Annotated in this window: 13 protein-coding genes and 2 tRNA genes; 5 read left to right on the top strand and 10 right to left on the bottom strand. The window is 50.1% G+C overall.

The features are described 5' to 3' along the window. Positions 1 to 7 precede the first annotated feature (7 nt). The 3 genes from ACTJJS_RS28230 to ACTJJS_RS28240 are packed head-to-tail and all read right to left on the bottom strand — an operon-like array spanning position 8 to position 3,011. Positions 8 to 760: a LytR/AlgR family response regulator transcription factor gene (locus ACTJJS_RS28230; RefSeq protein ID WP_168874355.1), complete on the bottom strand. Its 753-nt coding sequence runs from the start codon at positions 758 to 760 to the stop codon at positions 8 to 10. Further along, positions 757 to 2,580: a tetratricopeptide repeat-containing sensor histidine kinase gene (locus ACTJJS_RS28235; protein WP_440666844.1), complete on the bottom strand. Its 1,824-nt coding sequence runs from the start codon at positions 2,578 to 2,580 to the stop codon at positions 757 to 759. The genes ACTJJS_RS28230 and ACTJJS_RS28235 overlap by 4 nt, the downstream gene beginning before the upstream one ends. Before the next feature lie 8 nt (positions 2,581 to 2,588). Further along, entirely contained in the window at positions 2,589 to 3,011 is a 423-nt protein-coding gene (locus tag ACTJJS_RS28240) for a hypothetical protein (protein ID WP_440666845.1), read from the bottom strand. 226 nt (positions 3,012 to 3,237) lie between these two features. Between ACTJJS_RS28240 and ACTJJS_RS28245 the strand changes: the two genes are divergently transcribed. From ACTJJS_RS28245 to ACTJJS_RS28265, 5 genes are all read left to right on the top strand, one after another. Beyond that, positions 3,238 to 3,858: a hypothetical protein gene (locus tag ACTJJS_RS28245; RefSeq protein ID WP_440666847.1), complete on the top strand. Its 621-nt coding sequence runs from the start codon at positions 3,238 to 3,240 to the stop codon at positions 3,856 to 3,858. An 84-nt stretch (positions 3,859 to 3,942) separates the two neighbouring features. Beyond that, positions 3,943 to 6,669 carry a hypothetical protein gene (locus tag ACTJJS_RS28250; protein WP_440666849.1) on the top strand — a complete coding sequence of 909 codons (2,727 nt, stop codon included), beginning with the start codon at positions 3,943 to 3,945 and terminating at the stop codon, positions 6,667 to 6,669. A gap of 4 nt (positions 6,670 to 6,673) precedes the next feature. Further along, on the top strand, positions 6,674 to 7,249 hold the full coding sequence (locus ACTJJS_RS28255; RefSeq protein WP_440666850.1) for a phage tail protein: 576 nt from the start codon (positions 6,674 to 6,676) through the stop codon (positions 7,247 to 7,249). Between the two features lie 19 nt (positions 7,250 to 7,268). Then, positions 7,269 to 7,967: a hypothetical protein gene (locus ACTJJS_RS28260; RefSeq protein ID WP_440666851.1), complete on the top strand. Its 699-nt coding sequence runs from the start codon at positions 7,269 to 7,271 to the stop codon at positions 7,965 to 7,967. Between the two features lie 183 nt (positions 7,968 to 8,150). Further along, the gene (locus tag ACTJJS_RS28265; RefSeq protein WP_440666852.1) at positions 8,151 to 9,239 is read left to right on the top strand and encodes a glycosyltransferase family 4 protein; all 1,089 of its coding nucleotides are present in this window, start codon (positions 8,151 to 8,153) and stop codon (positions 9,237 to 9,239) included. Between the two features lie 66 nt (positions 9,240 to 9,305). On the opposite strand, the gene ACTJJS_RS28270 is transcribed toward ACTJJS_RS28265, so the two are convergent. The 7 genes from ACTJJS_RS28270 to ACTJJS_RS28300 all read right to left on the bottom strand — a co-directional run bounded on the left by ACTJJS_RS28270 (position 9,306) and on the right by ACTJJS_RS28300 (position 22,372). Beyond that, positions 9,306 to 11,111 (bottom strand): glycoside hydrolase family 35 protein, encoded by a 1,806-nt coding sequence (locus tag ACTJJS_RS28270; RefSeq protein WP_440666854.1) that lies wholly within the window; start codon positions 11,109 to 11,111, stop codon positions 9,306 to 9,308. A gap of 10 nt (positions 11,112 to 11,121) precedes the next feature. After that, positions 11,122 to 12,627 carry a glycoside hydrolase gene (locus ACTJJS_RS28275; RefSeq protein ID WP_440666856.1) on the bottom strand — a complete coding sequence of 502 codons (1,506 nt, stop codon included), beginning with the start codon at positions 12,625 to 12,627 and terminating at the stop codon, positions 11,122 to 11,124. Between the two features lie 164 nt (positions 12,628 to 12,791). Further along, positions 12,792 to 14,465 carry a RagB/SusD family nutrient uptake outer membrane protein gene (locus tag ACTJJS_RS28280; protein ID WP_440666858.1) on the bottom strand — a complete coding sequence of 558 codons (1,674 nt, stop codon included), beginning with the start codon at positions 14,463 to 14,465 and terminating at the stop codon, positions 12,792 to 12,794. A gap of 17 nt (positions 14,466 to 14,482) precedes the next feature. Further along, entirely contained in the window at positions 14,483 to 17,599 is a 3,117-nt protein-coding gene (locus ACTJJS_RS28285) for a SusC/RagA family TonB-linked outer membrane protein (RefSeq protein ID WP_440666860.1), read from the bottom strand. Between the two features lie 219 nt (positions 17,600 to 17,818). Then, positions 17,819 to 21,889 carry a hybrid sensor histidine kinase/response regulator gene (locus ACTJJS_RS28290; protein ID WP_440666862.1) on the bottom strand — a complete coding sequence of 1,357 codons (4,071 nt, stop codon included), beginning with the start codon at positions 21,887 to 21,889 and terminating at the stop codon, positions 17,819 to 17,821. A 192-nt stretch (positions 21,890 to 22,081) separates the two neighbouring features. Beyond that, positions 22,082 to 22,155: transfer RNA gene (locus ACTJJS_RS28295), tRNA-Arg, on the bottom strand. 143 nt (positions 22,156 to 22,298) lie between these two features. After that, positions 22,299 to 22,372 (bottom strand) — tRNA-Arg (locus tag ACTJJS_RS28300). Between the last annotated feature and the right edge of the window lie 7 nt (positions 22,373 to 22,379).

Here is a 22,379-nt window from a genome sequence, read left to right on the forward strand (position 1 = left end):
GGGTATTTCACCGAAGCACGTCAAACGCCCGCATAAAATCATCGAAGTAACGGCGGCTGAACAATACGGAGCGCCCGTCTTCCAGAACAATTTCATTGTCCGTTAGGTTTACCTTTGCCACTTCCCGGATATTGACAATATAATTGCGGTGCACTCTTACGAAGCGAATAGCCGGTAACCTGCCCAGGATAAGCTTTAGGGGTTGTTGCACCAGGTATTTTTCCCTGCTGCACACGATCTTGCTATATTTACCTTCCACTTCGATGTATAGTATATCGTCCAGGGATATTTTAGCCAGCATATTTCCTCTTTTAATAAAAAAGATGTCCTGCAACATAACGGTACTCTTCTCTTCCATCGCGAACATTCCTGCCGGCGCGCCGGCAAACTTCTCTACTGCCAGTTCGATGGCGTATTGCAGTTCCAGCTCGTTGAAGGGCTTCAGCAGATAGCTGAAAGGCGCTGTGAGCCTTGCCGCCTCAAAGGTATTACGGTCGGCGGCGCTGGTCAGGAAGATAAAAGGTTTCCGGGTGTCATCGTCATCACTGATCTGCGTGGCAAAAGTGATTCCGTCTTTTCTTCCCTGTAAAAAAATATCGATGATCACCAGGTCGGGCTGTATGGCATGGAACAGCCGCAATGCTTCCTGCAGTGAGTTGGCGATGCCACCCACTTCATAGCCGTGGTCCAGCAACATGCCTTCCAGCAGGCAGGCGTCCTGCCTATCATCTTCGATGATCAATATTTTTGCTCCTTTCATGGCAATTCGGTTTGGAGGGATATGGTTACAGTAGTGCCGTTTTCCGGCCGGGCGGAAAACAGCAGCTGTGCGCCGTTTTTTTCCGCCAGTGTTTTACAGAGCCAGAGGCCCAGCCCGGTGCTTTGTCTTCCGTCGGTATCGGTTTGGTTTCTCATATGGTTATTTGTCATTAATGCCTGTAGCAGGTGTATGTCCATTCCCACTCCTGTATCGCTTATGATCAGTTGACATCCGGTATGCTGCCAGTTGGCCGATATGGTAATGACGCCACCTTCCGGCGTATATTTAATCGCGTTGTCGATGATGTTGCGTACCATGATCCTGAACGTGTTCAGGTCTGCGCTAAAAAAAAACGGTTCAGGTATTTCCCTGTGAACGGTGATATTTTTATCTGTTGCTACCGGGAGGAGATCATAGCATATCTGATCGATCACGGTGCGCAGGTGCAGTTTCTCTTTGCGGAAAAACAGCTGGCCGGTCTGACTGAGCGCCCAATGCAATAAATTATCGAGCAGTGCATAGGTGCTGCCGGCGATTTTTTCGTTGTTGAGCGCCAATACATCCGCTTCTTCATGGCGAGCCTGCTGTATCGCTTTCCTGAGGCGGCCCAGGCTGAGTTTCATCCGGTATACCGGTGACCGCAGGTCGTGTGCCACGATAGAAAACAGGCGGTCTTTTGTTTCATTCAGCACACGCAGCGTCTCCTTCTGTTGCGCGATGATATAAGCATTTCTTTTCTGCTGCCGGTAGGCATATCCTGCGAAAGCCGCCAGCACCATCAGTCCTGCCACTGCTGCCAGCAATGTATTGCGTTGCCAGCGTTGTGTGGACAGCTCGGCCAGTTGCAGGCGTGTTTGTTGTTCCAGTACGCGGATGGCCAGTTCCCTTTTTTCCACGGCGAGCTTTTTCTCCAGCTTCGCCATCTCCCAGATATGGTCGCGGTTCCAGATGCTGTCCTGCAGCGCCTCGTATTGCTTACGGTATTGCAACGCCGGGCGATATCTTTTCCTGTTTTCCTCCACCACGGCCATGTTACGATAAGCATTCCGAAGCACGGCCGTATCGCGGGATTTTAAGGCAAAGCGCAGTCCTGCCTCGAAATATGGAATGGCTTTCCTGTCGAGATACTGTTCATAATACAGGTTACCGATGTCCATACTGGATATGGCCAGGCCGGTGGTATCTTTCTGTTGTTTTTCCATATCCTGGCTTTGCAGGAGATATTTTTCCGCTTCGTCATACCTCCCCATGTGAAAGTAGCAGAGGCCTTTATTGTGATATACGCTTTTCCTGGTTTCCGGCGCCGACTGTTGCACAAACCGGGTTTCCCATTTGCTGAAGTACTGCAGTGCTGCGGTAAACTGCCGCAGTTCGAGACTGATCTCTGCCATATTGATGTAACAATCCGCCAGTAGCTGTTGGTCCAGGCCATTGATATTGGTAAGCTGAAGAAAGTCCTGTAACGCCTCGCGATATAATTGTCGGTTGTATTGGATGCTGGCACGTAGAAAAAAAGCGTAAGGATAAAGCGGGTGTGTTGGCGCGTTGTCAATGTCTTCCAGTGTTTTCAGGATGTACCGGTAGGCATTGTCAGGGTCCCTGTTCCGCAATGACACATGGCTGTTGTGAAAATACACCAGGTAAGACGTTGGATATTGGCTGTCTGCCATCAGCAGGGCAGAATCCGCGGGCATATGCCGGCAAATACTGCACTGCTGCCGCAGTTTGCTATATATGGCGCCCGTCACAGGTCCGGACGATGCCAACACCTGTGTTACCCAAAAAAGGGCTACCACAGGAACAGCAAAGAGTTGTTTCATGTAACCACTTATGCGGGTCTTTTTACGGTCGTTACGGTCCCCCTGGATGTTTCGGGGTCCCCTATCCTGTACATCACGCGGATAGCCTGTGCCTGGGGCCCATCGATAGCATAGTCAATCAGTACTTTCCATAGCGACCAGGTACAATTTCCTGATTCGGGCTTTTGGTAATCAATGATGATCTGTCGTATCAGCAATACTCCGGCTTCTGTGTTCTCTTCTATCATATTATTAAAATCATCGTCGATAATGGGCTCCTGTCCGTCCGGAACATATAAGCTCATCACAAGATGGTACATATTAGGAAACTCCGCATCGGGATATACTGCCACCAGCGGCTCTGTGGACAGTCTGGCAGCCAGGCCGGACCCAAAGATCTTTTTTTCCAGGTTTTTTATGCGCACAGATGAGAGAAGAGCATTTTGGCTCATAAAGGATAGTTTGAAAAAGATGATGGTAAATTGAGTGTAACAAATATAAGCTTTATATCCATTCCCTTTTTCGCTTATATCGTAAATCCCGCCACTTATTCCATTCAATGCTGCGCTTATGCCATCCGCTCCAAACGGGGGTTACGCCCATCCTACCTTTACTTCAGTTCATCACCGGTAATGCACTTCAGCTAACAACATTCACTTTATCCTTTAAACTCTTTTTATGACAGACATCCGATTAAATCTTATCAACCGGTCTAATGACCGCAACAATTCCAGCATCGTTATTTTCCAGCGGAATGAAGCCACCTCCTTTAATGAGCTGGCAGTAGCCTGGCAGGTGGTCAGAAACCTCGGACAAGGCTGGAACCATCCCTTTTCCTACCCGATGGAAATGTCCGTTTCTGCGAGTGACAGCTGGGGCAACTACAGCCCGTTGAAAGCAGCGGTGAATGGTCAGCAGTTCCAGGTAGTACGTGACCCGTCAGGCGATATCCTCAAATATGCCGGCCAGGCCACCAGTCAAAACGAAGTGGAGATACTGAATGCGCTGGACCTGGGCGCGGTTAACGCCAACGTATACCGCGACGGTAAACTGCTGGCCACTAAAACGGCTATTGCGCCAGGCCAGAAAGCCACCTTCCAGTTCAGGCCTACTATCTGGATAGGCGTGGTTTCCCAGGTAGTGGAAGGTCAGCTGATCAACAGCGCTATCCTCCAGCAGATCAACACAGAGTTGTCACTCTTTGGCATCGCCAGCGCCGATATCGTTATGACCGGCGGCGGCCCGGGAGCCAGCTCCACTCCTTTCGAGTTCACCCTGCAGAATATCCTATATGCATAACCATCAGGCCCCATTCCCGCTTCCAACGCCGACTGCCGAGTGAAATGGGGTGGGGCTTTCCTTTCATCTTTTAAACTGTCAGCGATGGTTGAGACAACTATTATCAATAACACGTTTAAGGTGGTGTCTGAGCTGCTTGCGCCAGACCAGGAACATCTTCATACAATGGCGACGGTGGTTAAGTACGAGTTCCACTACCCTGCAGACGCACCAGTGCCGGTTATTACCGGTTATGTCGATGCCCATCACCGGCGGGAAGTGCAATATACAGGATACGACGCGTTCCGGATAAAAGGTCAGCTAACGTTGACAGTCAAAGAAAAGGAAGTCATACTGAACGGCAATCTCTACTACGGGCACAATGAGAACCCCGCGCTGCAACATCATTTTGATGGCACACTCGCGTTATTCCGGGAAACACCGCCGCCACCGCCACCCTGTCCGGACGACAACGGCGACAGTGACGATTTTCCCCCGCAGTTGGCCGTAGACGCGCCTCTTTTCCCTTATGTCAATATTCTGCCCTGGCCGGACGACATCCCGGCAGACAGCTGGCTCTATTTCTTTTCCTACGATCCGGCGCATACCGGCACCGACTCCCTTTACAGCCTATTGACGGCCATAGCGCCACAAAAGAACCGGCAGGCGATGGAGCAACTGGCCATTCAGTTTCTGCAGCAGGACGCGCCCTTTACCGGGCAGTACTATGGTAGCGCGCAGCAAGTGCCACCGCCCTTCAACAGCTTTCCTGCGCTTTATGATGCATGGGTGGCCGCTGCTCACGGCAGCGGCGGGGAAGACATCAGTGCCGGCGTTGATACCACTTCCTGGCTCCCTGTTATTGACCAGCTGTGGCAGAATTATTTCGCGCTGGCCATCATACCCGGTTTTAATGAACCCTTTGCCATGGCATTGAACAAGATACTGCTGGTGTGCAACCTGCTGCAAACACAGTACAGCACGGAGCCTCCACGGGTATTTACGCAGGAAGAGATCCGACAGCTGCTGCATGCCAATATCCTGTTACCGGGGAAGCTATTCCCGTTGCCGCCTTATGCAACCGCCGCACCGTTGCCGAAAGATGACAGCCGGATCACGCCTTTTGCCATCGGACAACTGAAAATGTCGCGTTACCGGTTGTTACGTTACCAACCGGGAGAAATCTCCGGTATCCAGAACGTAATGAAAGGAGAACAGAAAAAAACAGTACAGCGTCAATTGCAAAGCAACCAGGAAACACAACAGGAAAGCAACTCCCAACAGCAACACAATACCGGTAGGTATCAGCAGACCAGCAACGACCTGCTGCTGGAAACAAAACAAACACTGGCCGGCTTCACCCAAAGTACTGCCTACGATAATTTCACTACGACCTATGGCCCGCCCACACAGGCTGTGCTCAATGGCAACTGGTCATCTTTCCTGAAACCGGACAGCAATGGCCAGCAATCCGACAGCGGATTTATGAGCCGGGTGCTAAACAGCACTGTCAACCGTGTCAGTGAGCGTATTTCCAGGATCAGGTCCTTTAGTCAGTATAACGAACAGGAAGCTGTGACCAGCAGCCTATTTGACAACCGCCAGGGAAACGGGCACTTCAGGGGTATTTACCGTTGGCTGAATAAGGTGTACCGCGTTACAGTAGAAAATTACGGCCATCGCTTTTTACTGGAGCTAAGTATCCGGCAACCTGCACAGGACTATATACAATCGCAGCAGTCGCTGAATGCGACAGACCTGCAAAAGCCACTGTCGCCGGCGGAAAAAGGCATCAGTATGTTTACTGATATCACCATCAGCAACTACGCGCAGTTACTGGGTTATTACCAGGTGGACGTCATACAGCCGCCACCTGAGCTGCTGGCCTATGCGGCAGTGGTGTTGCGTCCGGGGGAAACCGAGAAGTACGCGCACATACCTGAGCACTATGTTGCAGAGGAAGCATCGGTGACGGGCATTATTGCGGATGGCGCACCCGTGCAGATGATCAAAGGCATTGTTGGCAGCAGCATCTTTGAAGTACCGGCATCAACGCCAGGCCCCCTTAGCATGCATGGAGAAACCGGGCAGCTACCGGTATCGGCCATCGGCCCTAATCTGCCAGACGCGCCACCCTACAAGCCCAATGATTTCATCATCAATATCCGTATTCAATGCCGCGTGAGCGAAGAGAAAATGAATGAATGGAAAGCAGGGATTTACCGGCAGATCAGCGAAGCCTACCAACAACGTTTATCCACCTACATTAATACCCTCAGCAGGCTTTCCGGGGAGCATGAACAAAACAACCCTGAGCTGCTGCGCAACACCGAGCGGTCGGCCCTTCAGCGCCGTGGCATAGCGCTGCTGATGCAGGTATTTCGTACTAAAGTGGGCGAAGCTCCCGATACCCGTACAGCTCCCTTAAATGAGGTCCGTTATGACCAGTTCTTCCGGGAAAGCCTTGAATGGGATGAAATGACCTGGACCTTCGATGACAGTCCTTCTGTTTTCAGTTATGCCCTGCAGGGACGCAACGATTCGCTGAGGCCTTTCTTACAGGCGCAGTGGGCGCGGGTGCTGCTGCCCGTCCGGCCTGCCTTTAACTTCCAGTTATTGTATTATCTCTCTTCGGGGATGATATGGCCGGCGCCCTACCCTTTTGTGCCGGTAAACGAACCGGACAAACAGATAGCCGGGCATCTGAAAAAATCATATAACACTAACGATTATACGAAAACAGAGCATTCCTGGGAAATCGTTCTCCCTACGGCCATGCAGGTAGTACAGGAAGGTAGCCAGCTCCCGGAATTCACATCACCACATACGTAAGATCATGATACCAGCACCATTGTATCCCGGTCATTTGTCCATGATGCCCACCAGTATTCCACCCGGAGCGGTGATGGCTTTCGCCGGAAAGGTCACGGACCATTATTCAGACTTTGAAAGCATGATCAGCACTTACGGCTGGATGGTTTGCGACGGAAGGACTTTGTCCCGAAAGGATTATCCTGTATTGTATGCCGTATTGGGCGAACAATACAACATTCCCGGAGTGAAGAACGATGAATTCTGTATTCCAGATTACCGCGGATACTTCCTACGCATGGCAGATATGGGCAGCGGACGTGATCCGGACGCCGGCAGCAGAAAGCTCGCCAACGGCGCTACCAGCAGCGAAGTGGGTTCAGTGCAGGAAGACGCCCTGCAAATACACCAGCATGCTTACCTGAAAACCGGGGACATAAATGAGCCCAAAGGCAACAATGAACAAGGCAAGCCGATTGTTACAGGCTCCGCTTTTACCAGCGGTCCTGTTGATGGTACCGGCCTTCCCGGCAGTGTAAGGACCAGCACAGAAACCAGGTCCAAAAACAGCTACGTCTATTATATCATCAAATTTATCTAACAACTAAAAACCTTATCTTATGGCTTTTAATGCTTACCATGGCGTCACACAGACCACAGACAACAGCTGTGGCGCCTTTTCACTGGCCGCGGCCCTGGTACATCTCGGCGCCACCGCCGTTCCTACCATTCTGAATACCGGTAACCTGACGCAACGTTATACCGCGCCCGGCCCCGCAGCGCTCGCCCAACGTATTTATCAGACCACCGGCAACCTGCTCCTCAACCTGGCAGTGCCGGCACCTACGGCCACGTATCAATACGAAGAACCGGTGGACAACTACAATCCGCCGTCAGCGCTGGCTTATATAGCCAGTCAGTTTGGACTGACAACCAATAACGTCATCGTGTATTATACGAATCAGGCCGCCGGCATTTTGCAAAACATACAAGCCACTAATGTTGGCGCAGGCCCGGACCTTCTGGAAACAGAAATCGACCTGATCACTACACAACCTGCATACGGACTTGTCAACGGGCCTGTCAATTACACACAAAAGCCCGGTGCCCAGGAAGCGCACCTGCTGGTCGTGGAAAACCTGAACCACACCATCGCGCTGAATGATACAGAAGTATATGATCCCGGCTACGGCTACGTTGGGCCTTATACCCTCAACAACAACGGGCCTCTACCGTTGACTCAGATCAGTTTTACACTTCCTTCCGGCCTGGTTGTTGATTATGATTTCAGCGGAGTATGGATTAAACTCAAAGCATAACAGCTAGTCTACAAAAGCGGTCGATTCTATAAATGAATCGACCGCAATAAAAGTATTTTAGAAAGTTAAAATTTATTGTTGATATACTATTCTTTATACTTCAAGCGTTTGTATGTTGGTTTTTGCGCCCTGAAATAAGACTCACGCCTTAGGCGGAACAGGGCAATCCAAATGTAACAGACTATGAAACCGGGAAAAATTTTCCTTGTTTCCTTTAGCGGAAAGTCCCAGGCAGGTGGCGTGGAAAGAGTAGTATACCACCTGGATGAATACTTCCATCATAAGGGAATGAGGACCATGCTTATTGATGAAACCTTTCTTGTAAAACACACACTTTTGGGCCGCCTGTTTAACTTGCTGTTCAGGCACCATCATTTCAGAAAACGCAGGGAGGTATATATGGCGCGTTATACGAGTGCCTATCTCTGGCTGCATAAGCGGCGGAATGACATCGTGATCACGCAGGGAGAGTCAGCGCCATTCTTTCCTGTTGACGTTAATTTCATCCACGGTTGTTATCACCTGATGGAAAAGGCGTATTGGCGCAAAGAAGAACACCTGAGCCGTATTTCGCGGCTTCAGCAGCGGAATTGTCTGTCGGCCAGGCAGGTGGTTGCGGTATCTTCCAGGGTTAAACAGGATATTGTCAGATGGTACGAGGTGCCGGAAGAAAAGATTGCTGTATTAAACAACTGTGTAGATACGAATAGGTTCCGTCCGTATGAAAAAAAGTATAGCCATCAACGTACCGTGCTGTTTGTTGGCAGGCTGATATCTTATAAAGGGCTGGACATACTGGAGCAACTGGCCGCCACCATCGAACAATCAGACAACTGGCGTTTGCTGATAGCCTGCAATGAAACACCTGATAAAGCACGTTTTTCAGGCTTTTCAAAGACAACCATTAAAACGGGGCTGAACATTGATAATATAGCCACCGGCGCCTATGCAGCAGCAGATCTGCTGATACTGCCATCAATGTTTGAAGGCTTTGAGCTGGTAACGCTGGAAGCGTTATCGACAGGCATTCCCGTTGTCGGTACAAAAGTCGGCGCCATCAGTGAGCTGTCTGACGAGGGTTTCCCGGGCGTATACGTGTTGCCAGGGCACATCAATTGCGCAGATGATGCCATCCTGCGGCATTTTGAGCAGCTGTTAGCGGACTTTCAGCGAACGATCACGCCGCAGGCGTTACATGAAAAGATAGCAGCGAGGTTTGGTATGGAACGCTATACCAGGGAACTGGATGCGATCCTGTCGTTCAACAACTAATATCAGATAAAAAAAATGCCGCACTTTTCGGGTGCGGCATTTTTAGTTTTTATATACATAACCGGACTATTGTAATACGTCCAGTATAGGATGATCAATTCCCTGTACCTGTGTTTGGACCGGTTTAATCAGCTCCAGCACCGTAATTTTATTTTGCCCGGTTTTCAGCCATTCTGCAGGAACATAGAGCGTTTGCTGCGGGCCTACCTGCCAGTAACGGCCCAGATGATGACCATTGATCCACACTACGCCTTTGCCCCATTTGCTCATGTCGAGGTAAGTATCTCCTTTGGTGTTCAGGGAGAAACTTCCTTCCTTCAACACCGGCGCATCAGCAGCCACGGCAGACGTTTTAACCACAGGTTGCTGTTCATACGGAAGCCTGAACTGTTGCCACTGCCCGATGGCTTTTCCGTTAAACAATACCTGTCCGTCTATTCCTTTCCTGTTTTTCAGGAGATAAGGGCCAAAGTTGATGCGGCCCAGGTTTTCGACCAGGATATCCAGTGTTACCGTACCCTCCGGCAGCGTAATATCAACGCTGTCTTGTTTCAGGCGCCTGTCCAAGATGGCCGCCCTTTTACCATTTATGAAAACCAGACCGTAGTCGCGGAGGTCTTTTATCTTCAAAGTACCGCTGCTGCCGCCTTTAAGAGTAGTGCGGTATAATACAAAGCCATAGGCCTGTTTCAGGTCTTCGAACGTTAACGGCTGTACGCTTTTCACCGCAGCAGGCAGCTGGCTGAACAGGGCGCCGCTACGCTCCAAAGCAATCACCGGTGTGGTGATCACCGGCTTTTTAGCCGGCACCTCCGGCAGCGTTGCTCCCGGCGCCAGATGTTTGGCAATTACTTTTCTGAATGCCATGAATTTAGGGGTAGCATTTCCGGCTTCGTCCAGTGGCGCATCGTAATCATAGCTGCTGATCTGTGGTGAATAAGGCGCATGATCGTTGTAGTTGGCGCCGTTCATATAACCGCGGGTAGTGCCGCCGTGGAACATGTACATATTGATAGAAATACCGGCAGCCAGCACCCTGTCCAAACGGTCAAGGAAATTTTCGTATGGAACGGTATGGTGTTTTTCTCCCCAGGAGTCGAACCAGGCCGGGTACCATTCCGCAATATAGAAAGGTCCTTTACCCTGGTGGTTTTCTTTTACCAGTTGTTTTACTTTTTCGGGATCATCTACGCCGTTCACTGCCGGCAGTAAACCCGGCAGGTGTCCTTTGGCCACGTCTGCTGCCGGGTCGCAGGTATATAACAATCCATCGAAACCAGCATCCGTAAACATCTTACGGTTGATCTCCAGGTAAGATTTATCATCGGAATAGGAACCATATTCATTTTCGATCTGCACCATCAGGATATTGCCGCCGTGATTGACCTGCAGAGGCGCCAGCTGTTTGCCTACCGCTTTAATATAGTTATTGTAGGCCCTGAGGTATTGTGGTTCTTTACTTCTTACTTCCAGTCCTTTTATTTCCTGCAACCAATACGGATAGCCACCAAACTCCCACTCCGCACAGGCATAGGGACTGGGGCGTAAAATGACCCACATGCCTTCCTCCTTACATATTTTCACAAAAGCAGCCACGTCATTGTTGCCGGAGAAATCATAGCGCCCCTGTTCCGGTTCATGCATGTTCCAGAATACATAGGTACCGATGGTGTTCAGGCCCATGGCTTTCGCCATACGGACACGGTCGCGCCACGATTCACGGGGCACCCGCAGATAGTGGATTTCGCCGGAGATCATCTGAAACGGTTTCCCGTCCAGCAGAAAGGTGGAATCGCCTAACCGGAAAGTGTGCTGCGCGCTTAATTGCACACAGTACAACATCATCAGTATGGCCATGCTGATTTTCTTCATTGCTAACTGTTTATTTTAATTGTTGGGTGACTGTTACTACCGAACGCGCCGGGACAACTATCGTATGCCCGTTGACGTTACCAGGCCGCAGGTTCCCTTCGTTATTCGTGGTGTAGCTGCGCATACCTCGAACGGGAATGCCTTTACCACGGACTTCCATCACGGCCGCAGCAGCGCTGTTGTTGACAACCACCATAGCGAGGCTGTTATCTGCATTGCTGAAGGCAGACACGTAAATGTCTTTCGCTGTGGTGTTGCCTGTCAGCTGCACATCCACCCGTTGGGCCGCAGGCCTTACAAAGCGGCTATAGTTGCCCAATACCCATAACATTTTTGTATCGTGTATTTGCCCGTCCGCTTTATTTTTATCTATATAAATCAACCCGTCTTTATAATCATAGGGGGAGATGGCCAGCCACCATTGCCAGGCCGATGCATTGGCAACAGTGAGATCAGTATGTATCACCCTGGCCACGTACAATGCAGCGTCCATGCCCAGGTCTACCCTGCTGCCGTTTATTTCTCCTGCATTATCGCCCAGTATACAATATTCGGATTGCCAGAAAGGGATACCTTTCAGCGCGGTATGCAGTCGTTGGCGTATAGTCATGGCCGTATCCCGGGGAGAAGTAGTAAAATAACTGTGTCCCGCTACTGCCCGGTACACATTGGGAGAGCTGCCCAGGTAAACAGGGCTTTGGGGATCAAAAAAAGCCGCTATCTGTGTGCCTTTGGCGGGTTTGTCTTCACCGGCGTACAGATAGTTGAGCTTGCCCGCTTCCGGAATTAAGATTTTAGTGGAAAGCCGGTGCTGGTGAAAGGTTTGGTCCACCGCTTTAACCAGGCCATAGATTTGTTCATTATTATAGGGGCAGCCTTCCTGTCCGCCATCGCTCCAGTCCCATTGCGGTTCATTGACCGGGCTCACAAAATCGAGGGTTATTCCTGTCACCTGCTTTATGCCTAGTACTACATCTTTCAGGTAGCCGGCCACAGCGGGATATTGGTCCGGAGACACGTTGCACTGGCCATGACTGGCAAATGCCTTACCATTACGGGTAAAGGCTACCGGCGGACTATTCAGAAAACCGAGGAACTGCCGAACGCCCCTGGCTTTGGCAGCATTTAAAAACCAGAGCTGGCCCGCAGGCTGCTCCCAGTGGTACTGATGATCGGCACCCAGGAAACAGGCTGCACGGCGCCATTCGTCGCGTATGCCGCTGTCGTCGCCCTGTTCGGTACTGCCGGCACCGATGTTAAACCGCCACATCGACAGGCCGACGCCTTTGGGTTGCCCATCTGCAGTTGTATCACTGCTAAACAGCCAATCAGCCAGCTGGTTTCGTTTATTATCCGGCCAGGTGCCGGTAAACTGGCAGGACCAGGCATCAGAAGCCGCAAAGTTGTGGACCGTTTGTGCTTTCTTTGAAAGGTCGATATTTACCCGTATCACCTGCTGGGACATGGTTTGTTGCATGACCATACAGCCGAGCAGGGCGCCCATTAGTTTTTTCATGTTCTTAGTAAGCGGTTGCACGCAAAGCCGCATGGTATGCAAGACTTCCCGTAGTAAGATAAGAAGCGTGGTTGCAAGCCTGTAAAGTAGTAAAATAGTTGCTGAATTTTTTCTAAATCCGGCTTTGCTATTTTACCACTTTACAACGGTCTTGCCTCTATTGGCTAGTAACCCGGGTTCTGTTTCAGGGTGGCATTGGAAGCGAGGATATCTGCTCTTGGAACAGGCAGCCAGTAATTGGCTTCCACAAACAGGCGATTGTCCAACGCCACTTTGCGCGTATACGTATAGCTGTTGCCGTTACGGGTGATGGTCATACCGTATGCCGGTATATTTTCGGTGACATTGGCGATTTTCCATCTGCGCACATCGTAGAAACGGTGCTCTTCATAGGCCAGCTCCACCTGTCTTTCTCTCCTGATGGCGTCGCGCATCTGGTCTTTTGAAAGCCCCGGTGTCAAAGCCGGTTGCATTACGCTGGCACGCTGCCTGATCTGGTTAATGGCGTTGTATACGCTGGCATCGGGGCCTATGGCTTCGTTCTGCGCTTCCGCGTAGTTCAGCAGCACTTCCGCATAACGGATGTAGATCCAGGGCTGTAAGCCGGCCACGTCCCAGGGGTTATCGATAGGATTTTTATCGTCCATGAATTTGCGCAGGTAGTAACCGGTTTTGGAGGCGTTCCAGTTGGAAGGACCGTCCTTGCTGTCTTTTCCGCCAGGCGTGAAAGTCTGTATGGTAGAGCCTCTGTAGGTGGCGCCGTTATAGAGAACGGTAGCATAAAAACGCGCGTCCCTGTTCGCATACGGATTTTGCGGATCATATCCCGAAGCAGGATCGGTGATAGGCTTGCCGTTGTTCATTTCGTAAGCGTCCACCATGTTCTGCAAAGGCGTATTGCCGGCCCATCCGCCGTAGCTGTTGGGGCCATTGGAGATCTCCAGGCATACGTGGCGGGCGCCGATAGCAAACTGCCGTGCAAAAATGATTTCGTTGTTATTGCTGTTCAGGAATAACTGCGTATAGTCGGGCGCGATACTGTATTTGGAGAGTGACATCACTGCTTTGGCAGCATCCGCCGCAGCCTGCCAGGTGCCTACGTTGTAAAGCGGACTGGCTGCATACAGCAACAGGCGGGCTTTCAGGGCCAGTGCCGCGCCCTGGGTGGCTCTGCCGGGAAGCCAGTCGGAGCCGTTGTTGTCAACAGGAAGATCTGCCGCCGCTGCAGTCAGTTCAGTAATAACATAATCCATTGACTGCTGAAGGGTGGCCCTGTTGAACAATGCCGGGTCACTAAGGTTGTCCTGTAAACTGTATTCTTTATCTCCCATCATGATCACGCCGCCATAGTTACGGATCAGGTCATGATAGCGGAAGGCACGGATAAAACGCAGTTCCGCCCGGAGGCGTTTGCGGTGGTCGGTGCTCATGACCACCTTGTCAATATTATTGAGGGCATAGTTACATTCCCGGATGCCGCGGTAACTTCTTCCCCAGATAGTACCGGTGATGCCCATGTTTTCCGGCGCCAGCTGGCCCTGTTGCACCACCCAGGTGTTATCATCATTGTTATAAATGGATTCATCGGTGATGGAGCTCCACAGTCCATATTCAAACCCTCTGCCAAACCCGGGATTGCTGCCCTCCCCTTCTTTGTCCTGTAGCTTGATGCTCAGATAGCGGTTGATGACATAGTTTTCAAACAGGGAAGAATCGGCGATGACAGCATCTCCCAGTATTTTATCAGTAGGCGTTACATTGAGAAAATCTTTCTGACAGGAGGCCAGGAAACCCGCCGCCACTAAAGCCATACCGAATAATATATTTGTCGTTTTCATGATTTAATTTTTGTGTTTTACAACTTAACATTTACACCAAGGTTCACGATGCGCTGTTGCGGATAGAACTGTCCGCTGCTGCTGAAGCCTTCCGGATCGTAATCTTTTACCTGGGTGATGGTGAAAAGGTTAAAGGCATTGGCATAGATGCGAAGGCCCGCGATCTTCGCGCGTGACAAAGCCGCTGACTGGATGGTATAACCCAGGGAGATGTTTTTCAGGCGAAGGAAAGAAGCGTTGTTCAGCCAGAATGTGTTGGGACGAAGGCCGCCGTTAACAGAAGAGGATGCACGTTCATCCACCCGGGGATAGGAACCGTTGGGATTGGAAGGGCTCCAGCGGTTATCGGCCCAGCTGCTGTAAAAGTTACCAATGGTGCCGGATTCAGGAAGGACATATTGGCTGACATGTGTTTGTCCGGCAAACAACACTGACAGGTCAAAGCCTTTGTAATCGGCAGCCAGGTTGATACCGTAAGTGATTTCAGGAATGTTGCCATACTTCGTTCTTACCATGTCATCCGCGGTGATTTGTTTATCACCATTGTAATCCTGGTAAATCAGGTCACCCAGCTTAGCATTGGGCAGATGCGGATATTTGGCCAGGTCGTCTGCCGTTCTGAAAATGCCGATGGCATTGTACAACAGATAAGTGTTCATAGGCCCGCCGGTTTCCCGTTGGTAGGGCAAAGTACCCACTGCTTCGTCCTTGAAGATGATTTTATTTTTGGCATAGGTTACGTTACCCGAAACATTATAGTGGAAGCCGCCGGTAGTGTTATCATATCCGAGCGTAGCTTCGATACCCTGGCTGTTTACCTTACCGATATTTTCTGCCGGCACCAGCGGGTTGTTTTTATCATATGGGTTCACGATACCGGAAGTCTGCGTCAGCGAAGTTCGCGGCGTCAGTATTTTGGTACGGTGCTGTTGGAAGTAAATAAATTCCAGGGAGAAGTGGTCCAGGATAGTGGCGTTCAGCCCCAGGTCCATCTTTTTTGCCACTTCCCAGGTGATATTGGGATTCGCCAGCTTCACGAGATCGATACCACTTTGAATTTGTCCGTTGATCACATACTGGTTATAGAAAGAATAGTTGTCGAAATACTGGAACAGCCCTACGTTATCATTGCCCAGCGTACCATACGATCCACGGAACTTCAGGTTGTTAATGAATTTCACTGGTTCAAACCAGGACTCTTTCGATACTACCCAGCCGGCAGACACGGAAGGAAAGAACCCATATTGGTTTCCTTTCGGGAAAGTAGAAGAACCATCTACACGGGCCTGTACTTCCAGCAGGTATTTTTCCAGGTAGTTGTAGGCGATTCTGCCGAAGTAACTTTTTCTGGTGAAATTGTAGCTGCTGCCAAAATTGCTCCTGTCTGTGGCGGCAGCACCACCCTGTGACAGTTCAGGGGTGAGCGGGGTGGGGAAGTTGATACGGCCTGCGCTCAGCGTATCCACCATGTTTCTGCTCTGCTCATAACCAACCAGGGCATTAACATCGTGCGCGCCAAAACGGCGGGCATAGTTCAGTTTAATGTTGGTGGTCAGTAAAGACATATTCCGCTGTTGCTCCATCAGCGACGCTTTGCCGTTGGAGCCGCCCACGATCTTAGGCACATAGGTATTGGAGGCTGCGTCGTATGTGTATTCTTTATAAGGAGTGGAGAATGCCTTGGCAAAGTTCCACGCTTTATCCGCCGAGAGGAAACCATCGAGTGACAGGCCTTCCACACCCGGGATAGCATACGATCCTTTCAGGATGCCGTTGAAAACCTGGACAGGGTTGCGGGAAAGGCCGCCGATATCAGTTACCTGCATCACCGGGTTGTTGTTTTCGATACCGGTAGTTGGCAAGCCATTGGGATACCTGTCCAATACTGTCGGGTAAGCCCGGTAGATACCGCGGAAAATATCTCCTGCCGAAGTGGTGGGATACTGGCGGTCTTCCTGGCGGCCGGACAGGTAGAGGCTTACTTTCAGGCGTTTGGTGACATCGGCGTCAATGTTTGACCGGAAATTGTACTGGTTGTATTTGGTGGCGCCGTTTTTATATAACCCATTTTGCCCGATCATGCCCAGGGAAACATAATACCGTACGTTTTCCCCGCCGCCGTTCACAGAAAGGCTATGTTGGTTCTGGGTGGTTGTTTTTCGCAGGGTGGCCTTTTGCCAGTCGGTATTCGGATAGTTGACCGGGTCGGAGCCGTCTTTGAACTTTTGCAGTTGTTCTTCTGTGTAAAACTGGTTCATGCCACCGGCAGTATTATTATAATACCGGATTTCATTCATGATTTGGGCATAGGTATAGGCATCTGCCATTTTAGGCAGTCTGGTGGGAGACGAAAAACCCTGGTTAAAGCTGTAGTTGATGACAGGCTTCCCGGTTTTACCTCTTTTGGTGGTGATGAGCATTACGCCATTAGCGGCCCGGCTACCATATACGGCGGCAGAGGCGTCTTTCAGTACCGAGATGCTTTCAATATCGTTGGGGTCCAGCCGTTCCAGGCCGCCGATTTGTCCGGGTACACCGTCCACAACGATCAGTACGTCGTTGTTGCCGGTGGTGGCCAGTCCGCGGATGGTCACGGTAGAGCCGTCATAGCCTGGTTCACCGGAGCGGTTGTTGGCAATTACCCCGGAGAAGCGGCCGGTCAGGGCATTGGACACGTTAGGCTGCGGGCTTTGCACAATGTCTGCGCCCTTTACAACAGAAATAGAGCCGGTGAGGGTGGCTTTTTTCTGGGTACCATACCCCACAACCACCACCTCATTTACTGATTTACTCAGGGCGGTGAGCACGATCCTCAGGGGCGCTCCTCCTTTCACAGCTACCCGCTGCTCGTTATAGGACATATGATTAAATAACAAGGTATCTCCGATGGCTGCGCTGACGCTGAATTTTCCATCGCCGTCGGTGAGCGCTCCCCCTGTTTTGTTTTTTATCCGGATGGTTACCCCGGGAACAGGGCTATTGTCGGCAGACACGGTCCCTGTTACAACGGTCTGCTGTGCCTGGGCACTGCCGGCCAATAATATTAATAACAGAAAAAGTAAAGGTGTAAGAATAGGTTGGCTCCGTAAAGGGACAAATAGTTCACGGTCCGTTCCGGATGGAATTTTTTTCATAACGCTTTATTTAAATGAGTGATCGGAATGCTGGCGAATTATAATTCTGGTTGATTGGACTGTTTTACTCCAGCCGCTGTGCCCCCGCAATGTACTATGCTGTGCACAGACCATAGAGGGGGTAAATCATTAAAAAACGGGGGTAAAATCGTAAAATATCATAGGGGGCATTTTATGCCCCCTATGCCCAAAGTAAATACAGTGGCGGAGAAGAGGGAATTATAACTCTTCCTGGCTTTCTGTGATGTTGAAGTCGCGGTTAAAGGAGTGCCGGTATTTTTTGACGTAGCTGGAAGGATTCATCCCGAACAGTTTGACGAACTGCTCACGAAAATATTTAATATCTCCAATGCCTACCTGGACGGCCGCCTGGGTAATAGTGTAATTTTCCCTGAGCAGCAAAACAGCTGCTTTCCGGAGCCGGATGGACCGGATAAAGGAATTAATGGTCTGGCCGGAAATGGATTTTACTTTCTTGTATAAGCTCGAGTGGCTCATGCCTATTTCCAGGGTGAACTTCTTAATGGAAAAGGTCTCGTCTTCCAGGTTGGCTTCTATGATCTCGATACAGCGTTTGAGGAAGTCCTGGTATTCGGCTGGCACTCTGATGTTGCTGTTCCGGAGGGTGATCCGGTCAAAGAAGTATTGCTGTAGCAGGTTCCTGTTCTTGATGATGTTGTTCACCTTGGCCATCAGCAGGTCTTTGTCGAACGGCTTGGTAATATAATCGTCCGCGCCGCCTTCCAGTCCTTTGAGGCGGGTATCGGCGGCAGATGATCCGGTAAGCAGGATCACAGGGATATGGCTGATGGTGTCTGTCTGTTTGATCTTAGTACATAACTCTACGCCGTCCATTCCTTCCATCTGGATGTCACTGATCACCAGGTCGGGCATGTATTTCTGTACTGCCGAAAAGCCACTGAGGCCGTTGTCCGCTTCATAGACCACAAATTTATCCTTAAACAGCTGCTGGAGGTATTGCCTGATTTCATCGTGGTCATCGATGAGGAGGATGGATTTTTTTTCCGTGATGGTGGTAGTGGGCACATCGGCCTCCTGGATGTCTGTCACGGCGTCCTGTGCTTCCAGGCTGGCATCTGCGTTCAGCTCTTTCAGAAAGGCGGATTGGTACCCGGCGCCTTCCAGTAACGGTGTGCCGGCAAAATGTGCGTCCCCTTTTTTGAGACAAAGCCGGAAGGCAGTGCCTTCATTTACCTTGCTCTCGTAGCTGACACTTCCATGATGTTTTTCTATAAAGTGTTTTACCAGGTAAAGGCCAATACCGAAACCAGTCTGTAGCGACTCTTTGCGGTCCTGCGCCCGCTGGAACTTTTCGAAAATGCGGTTCCCCACGCTGTCTTCAATACCGCAGCCACTGTCTTTGATCACAACGGTTACGGTGTCTGCATCAGCACTTACTTCAAAGATGATGGTGCCATTGTCGGGGGTAAACTTAAAAGCATTGGAGAGCAGGTTAAAGATGGCAATTTCCAGTTTTTCACCATCGCCATATATCTCTGTTTCCAGCAGCTGGGCCTGGAAAACATATTGAATGTTTTTAACTTTTGCCTGTTGAGAGAAGCAGCCATATACCTCATGGCACAGGTTCACGATATCCAGCCGGGAAATCTTCAGCTGGCCGCTCTCCTGGTCGGCCTTGCGGAACAACAGGAGCTGATCTACCAGGCTAAGCAGGCGCCGGGCGTTACGGTATACGATACCCAGGTCTTTATCGGCTTTCTGCTGCAGCAGTTCTTTCAGCGGGTTAATAATCAGCGTGAGCGGTGTCCGGAACTCGTGGGAAACATTGGTGAAGAAGGCCAGTTTCTTCTCGTTCAGTTCCTTTTCTTTTTCTTTTTCGAGATAAGCCAGCTTGATTTCATATTTCAGCCGCTCTTCCCTCGCCCGGTAACGGATGTACAAATAGATGGCGCCCAGCGTGGTGGTAATATAGAGCAGGTACGCCCACCATGTACGGTACCAGGGAGGCAACACGATCAGGGAAACGGTGCGTATTTCCGGACCCCAGTATCCATCGGCATTGCTGGCTTTTATCTCAAATGTATAATGCCCTTCCTGCAGGTGGGTGTAGTTTGCTGTCCGGGTTTGACCGACATAGTTCCAATTATTGTCCCAGCCCCGTAGCCGGTAGGCGTAACTGATTTTATCGGGCAGCGTATATTCCAGCGCTACAAAATCGAAGGCAATGGTGGCTTTGTCGTAGGGAACAGTAATTTCCTGCACTTCCTTTTCCGGTGTTCTGCCCGACACATAGTGATCAGATTCTGTCACCGGCGCATTGTTGATGTTTATATTGGTCAGCCATACCGGCGGAATGGCAGTATCTGCATACACGCTGTCAGGATAAAAGATATTAAACCCTTTGATACCGCCAAACGCGAGTTCGCCTGAGCGCAATGCCAGTGCGGCGTTAAAGCTAAACTGATTGCTCTGGAGACCGTCCGACGCGTAGAAGTTGCGGAACGTTTTCTTTATCGGATCAAATTTGCAAAGCCCGTTGAAGGTGCTGATCCAGATATTGCCCTTGTTGTCTTCCAGCATGCGGAGGATGGAATTGCTGGGCAATCCTTCGGTCATGGTATAGCGCGTGTAGGCGCCGGTTTGCCTGTTGAAGCGCAACAAGCCGCCACCATCGGTACCAACCCAGAAATTACCGCTTTTGTCATGGCAGATGGACCGTACGGTATAGCCGATATTAAAGCGCTGATGTTTCAGGTGATGTTTGTCTACCCTGATAAGCGAAGAATAATTCCCTCCCCATAGCTGGCCTTCACGGTCTTCTGCCAGGCACTGCATGTTTACCAGGCTGCTGTCGAAAAGCGTGAACCGGTTTTCCGCCGGATTAAACCGGTACAGCGTACCATTGTTGGTGGTGCTGGCCCATAGTTGTTGTTGCCGGTCTTCATATACCAGCCATACATTATTTTCAGCGGTGCGGGTATACGGATTAAAACAGGTGTAATGTTCAAACTTCCCGGTAGCGGTACTGTAGCGGTTTACCCCGCCAAACCAGGTAGATATCCATAAGTCGCGGTGCGCATCATGAATGATAGACGTAATAAAGTTGCTGCTGATACCTTGCGGCTGGTGTACATCATGACTGTAAGATGTAATAGTGCCGGTTTCCCGGTTCAAGTGTTTCAATCCTGCTCCATCGGTACCTATCCAGATATTTTTAGCATCTTCTTCACAAAAGGAAAAAATAAAATTATCGATGGCCCTGGCATCAGGATTACGGTTCAGCACATTCAGCTCGAAAGGGTTGCGACGGGCCTCCAGGATATTAATACCGCCCCGCAGGGTGCCTATCCATTTGCGGCCTTCCCTGTCTTCATAAATAGAATACACCGAATTGCTGCTCAGCTGTGAGCGGCTGCCCGGGCTGGTAAACGGGCGTGCGGGCGCCGCTGTACCGTCCATCAGATACAGGCCGTTCCCATCAGAAGCACACCAGGTCGTTCCTTCCCTGTCGGTATACAGGTGTACGATCTTACTGTTTTCCGGCAGGGCATTACCGGAAAATTTCCCGGTGGCGGGAATATAGCGGAATACGCCGGCATCCGTTCCGAGCAACAGATTGCCGGCCTGGTCCAGATTGAGGCAATTGGCACGGGGAATGTCCTTACTTACCACAGACAAGGTATGTTGCGCTAGGTCATATCTGCATAAACCAATATCCTGTACAAATATCCAGGCATATTTACCGGTGAACTTTATACCGGTCACTTCATAGTCAGTGATGGTCTTTGCATCGTTGTGAACAGGGATTTGCAGTCCGTCATAGCGGTTATTATCAAATACGAGCAACCCGTTTTTTTCCGTACCCACTAAGATGAGACCATTTTCATCCGACTTAATGATATGTATATTTTCATTGGCCTTGCGGAGCGTATGGCCATTCGCCGGTTTATACACCGGCATAAAGAATTTTTCCGTAGCGGGATTGAAAACACTCACCCCTCTCCTGCCGCCCACCCAAAGCCGGTGGTGGTTGTCATCCGCCAGGGTGTACACACCATTGTCGGCCAGCGATGTGCTGTCGCCTACCTTGTTACGGTATATTTTGAACCTGTACCCGTCATACCTGCTTAACCCATCATAGGTGCCAAACCACATAAACCCCTTGTGGTCCTGATATACAGAGGTAACAGCGTTGTTGGACAGTCCGTCTTCAATGCCCAGGTACCTCATGGGATAACCGATAGCTGATGCAGCAGCCGTGACTACCATCAGCAATAAAACAAAGCAACATGACCTCACAACGTGCATAGGCTTATTTTAAAGGCTGTAAATCTATTGAAAAAGATAAACTTTTCGAGAGAAGGGCTATTACTTTAATGCGGGAGCAGGCGTATCAATGATGTTTGGGGAAGATACAGAATGTGAGAATGTTTTTATTATGATGGCATAAAACAATAAAGGGCTGCACTACTGCAACCCTTTATTTTCATCGATAGTTTGTGACCGCGTCTGGATTCAAACCAGAAACCTTTTGATTCGTAGTCAAATGCTCTATTCAGTTGAGCTACGCAGCCGTTTCCCTTTCGGTATTGCAAAGATAAAACATTTATTTTATCTTAACAAATTATTTTTCAACTCTTTACATCTGTCACTTTTTAACAGTATATTTTTTTGAGCTAAAAAAAACTGCAAAACGTATTGCAGCATTTTTTTGTTGTGACCCTGTCAGGATTCAAACCTGAAACCTTCTGATCCGTAGTCAGATGCTCTATTCAGTTGAGCTACAAGGCCATTTCCC

Source organism: Chitinophaga sp. 22308, from assembly GCF_052045305.1.
In the GTDB taxonomy this organism is placed as follows: domain Bacteria; phylum Bacteroidota; class Bacteroidia; order Chitinophagales; family Chitinophagaceae; genus Chitinophaga; species Chitinophaga varians_A.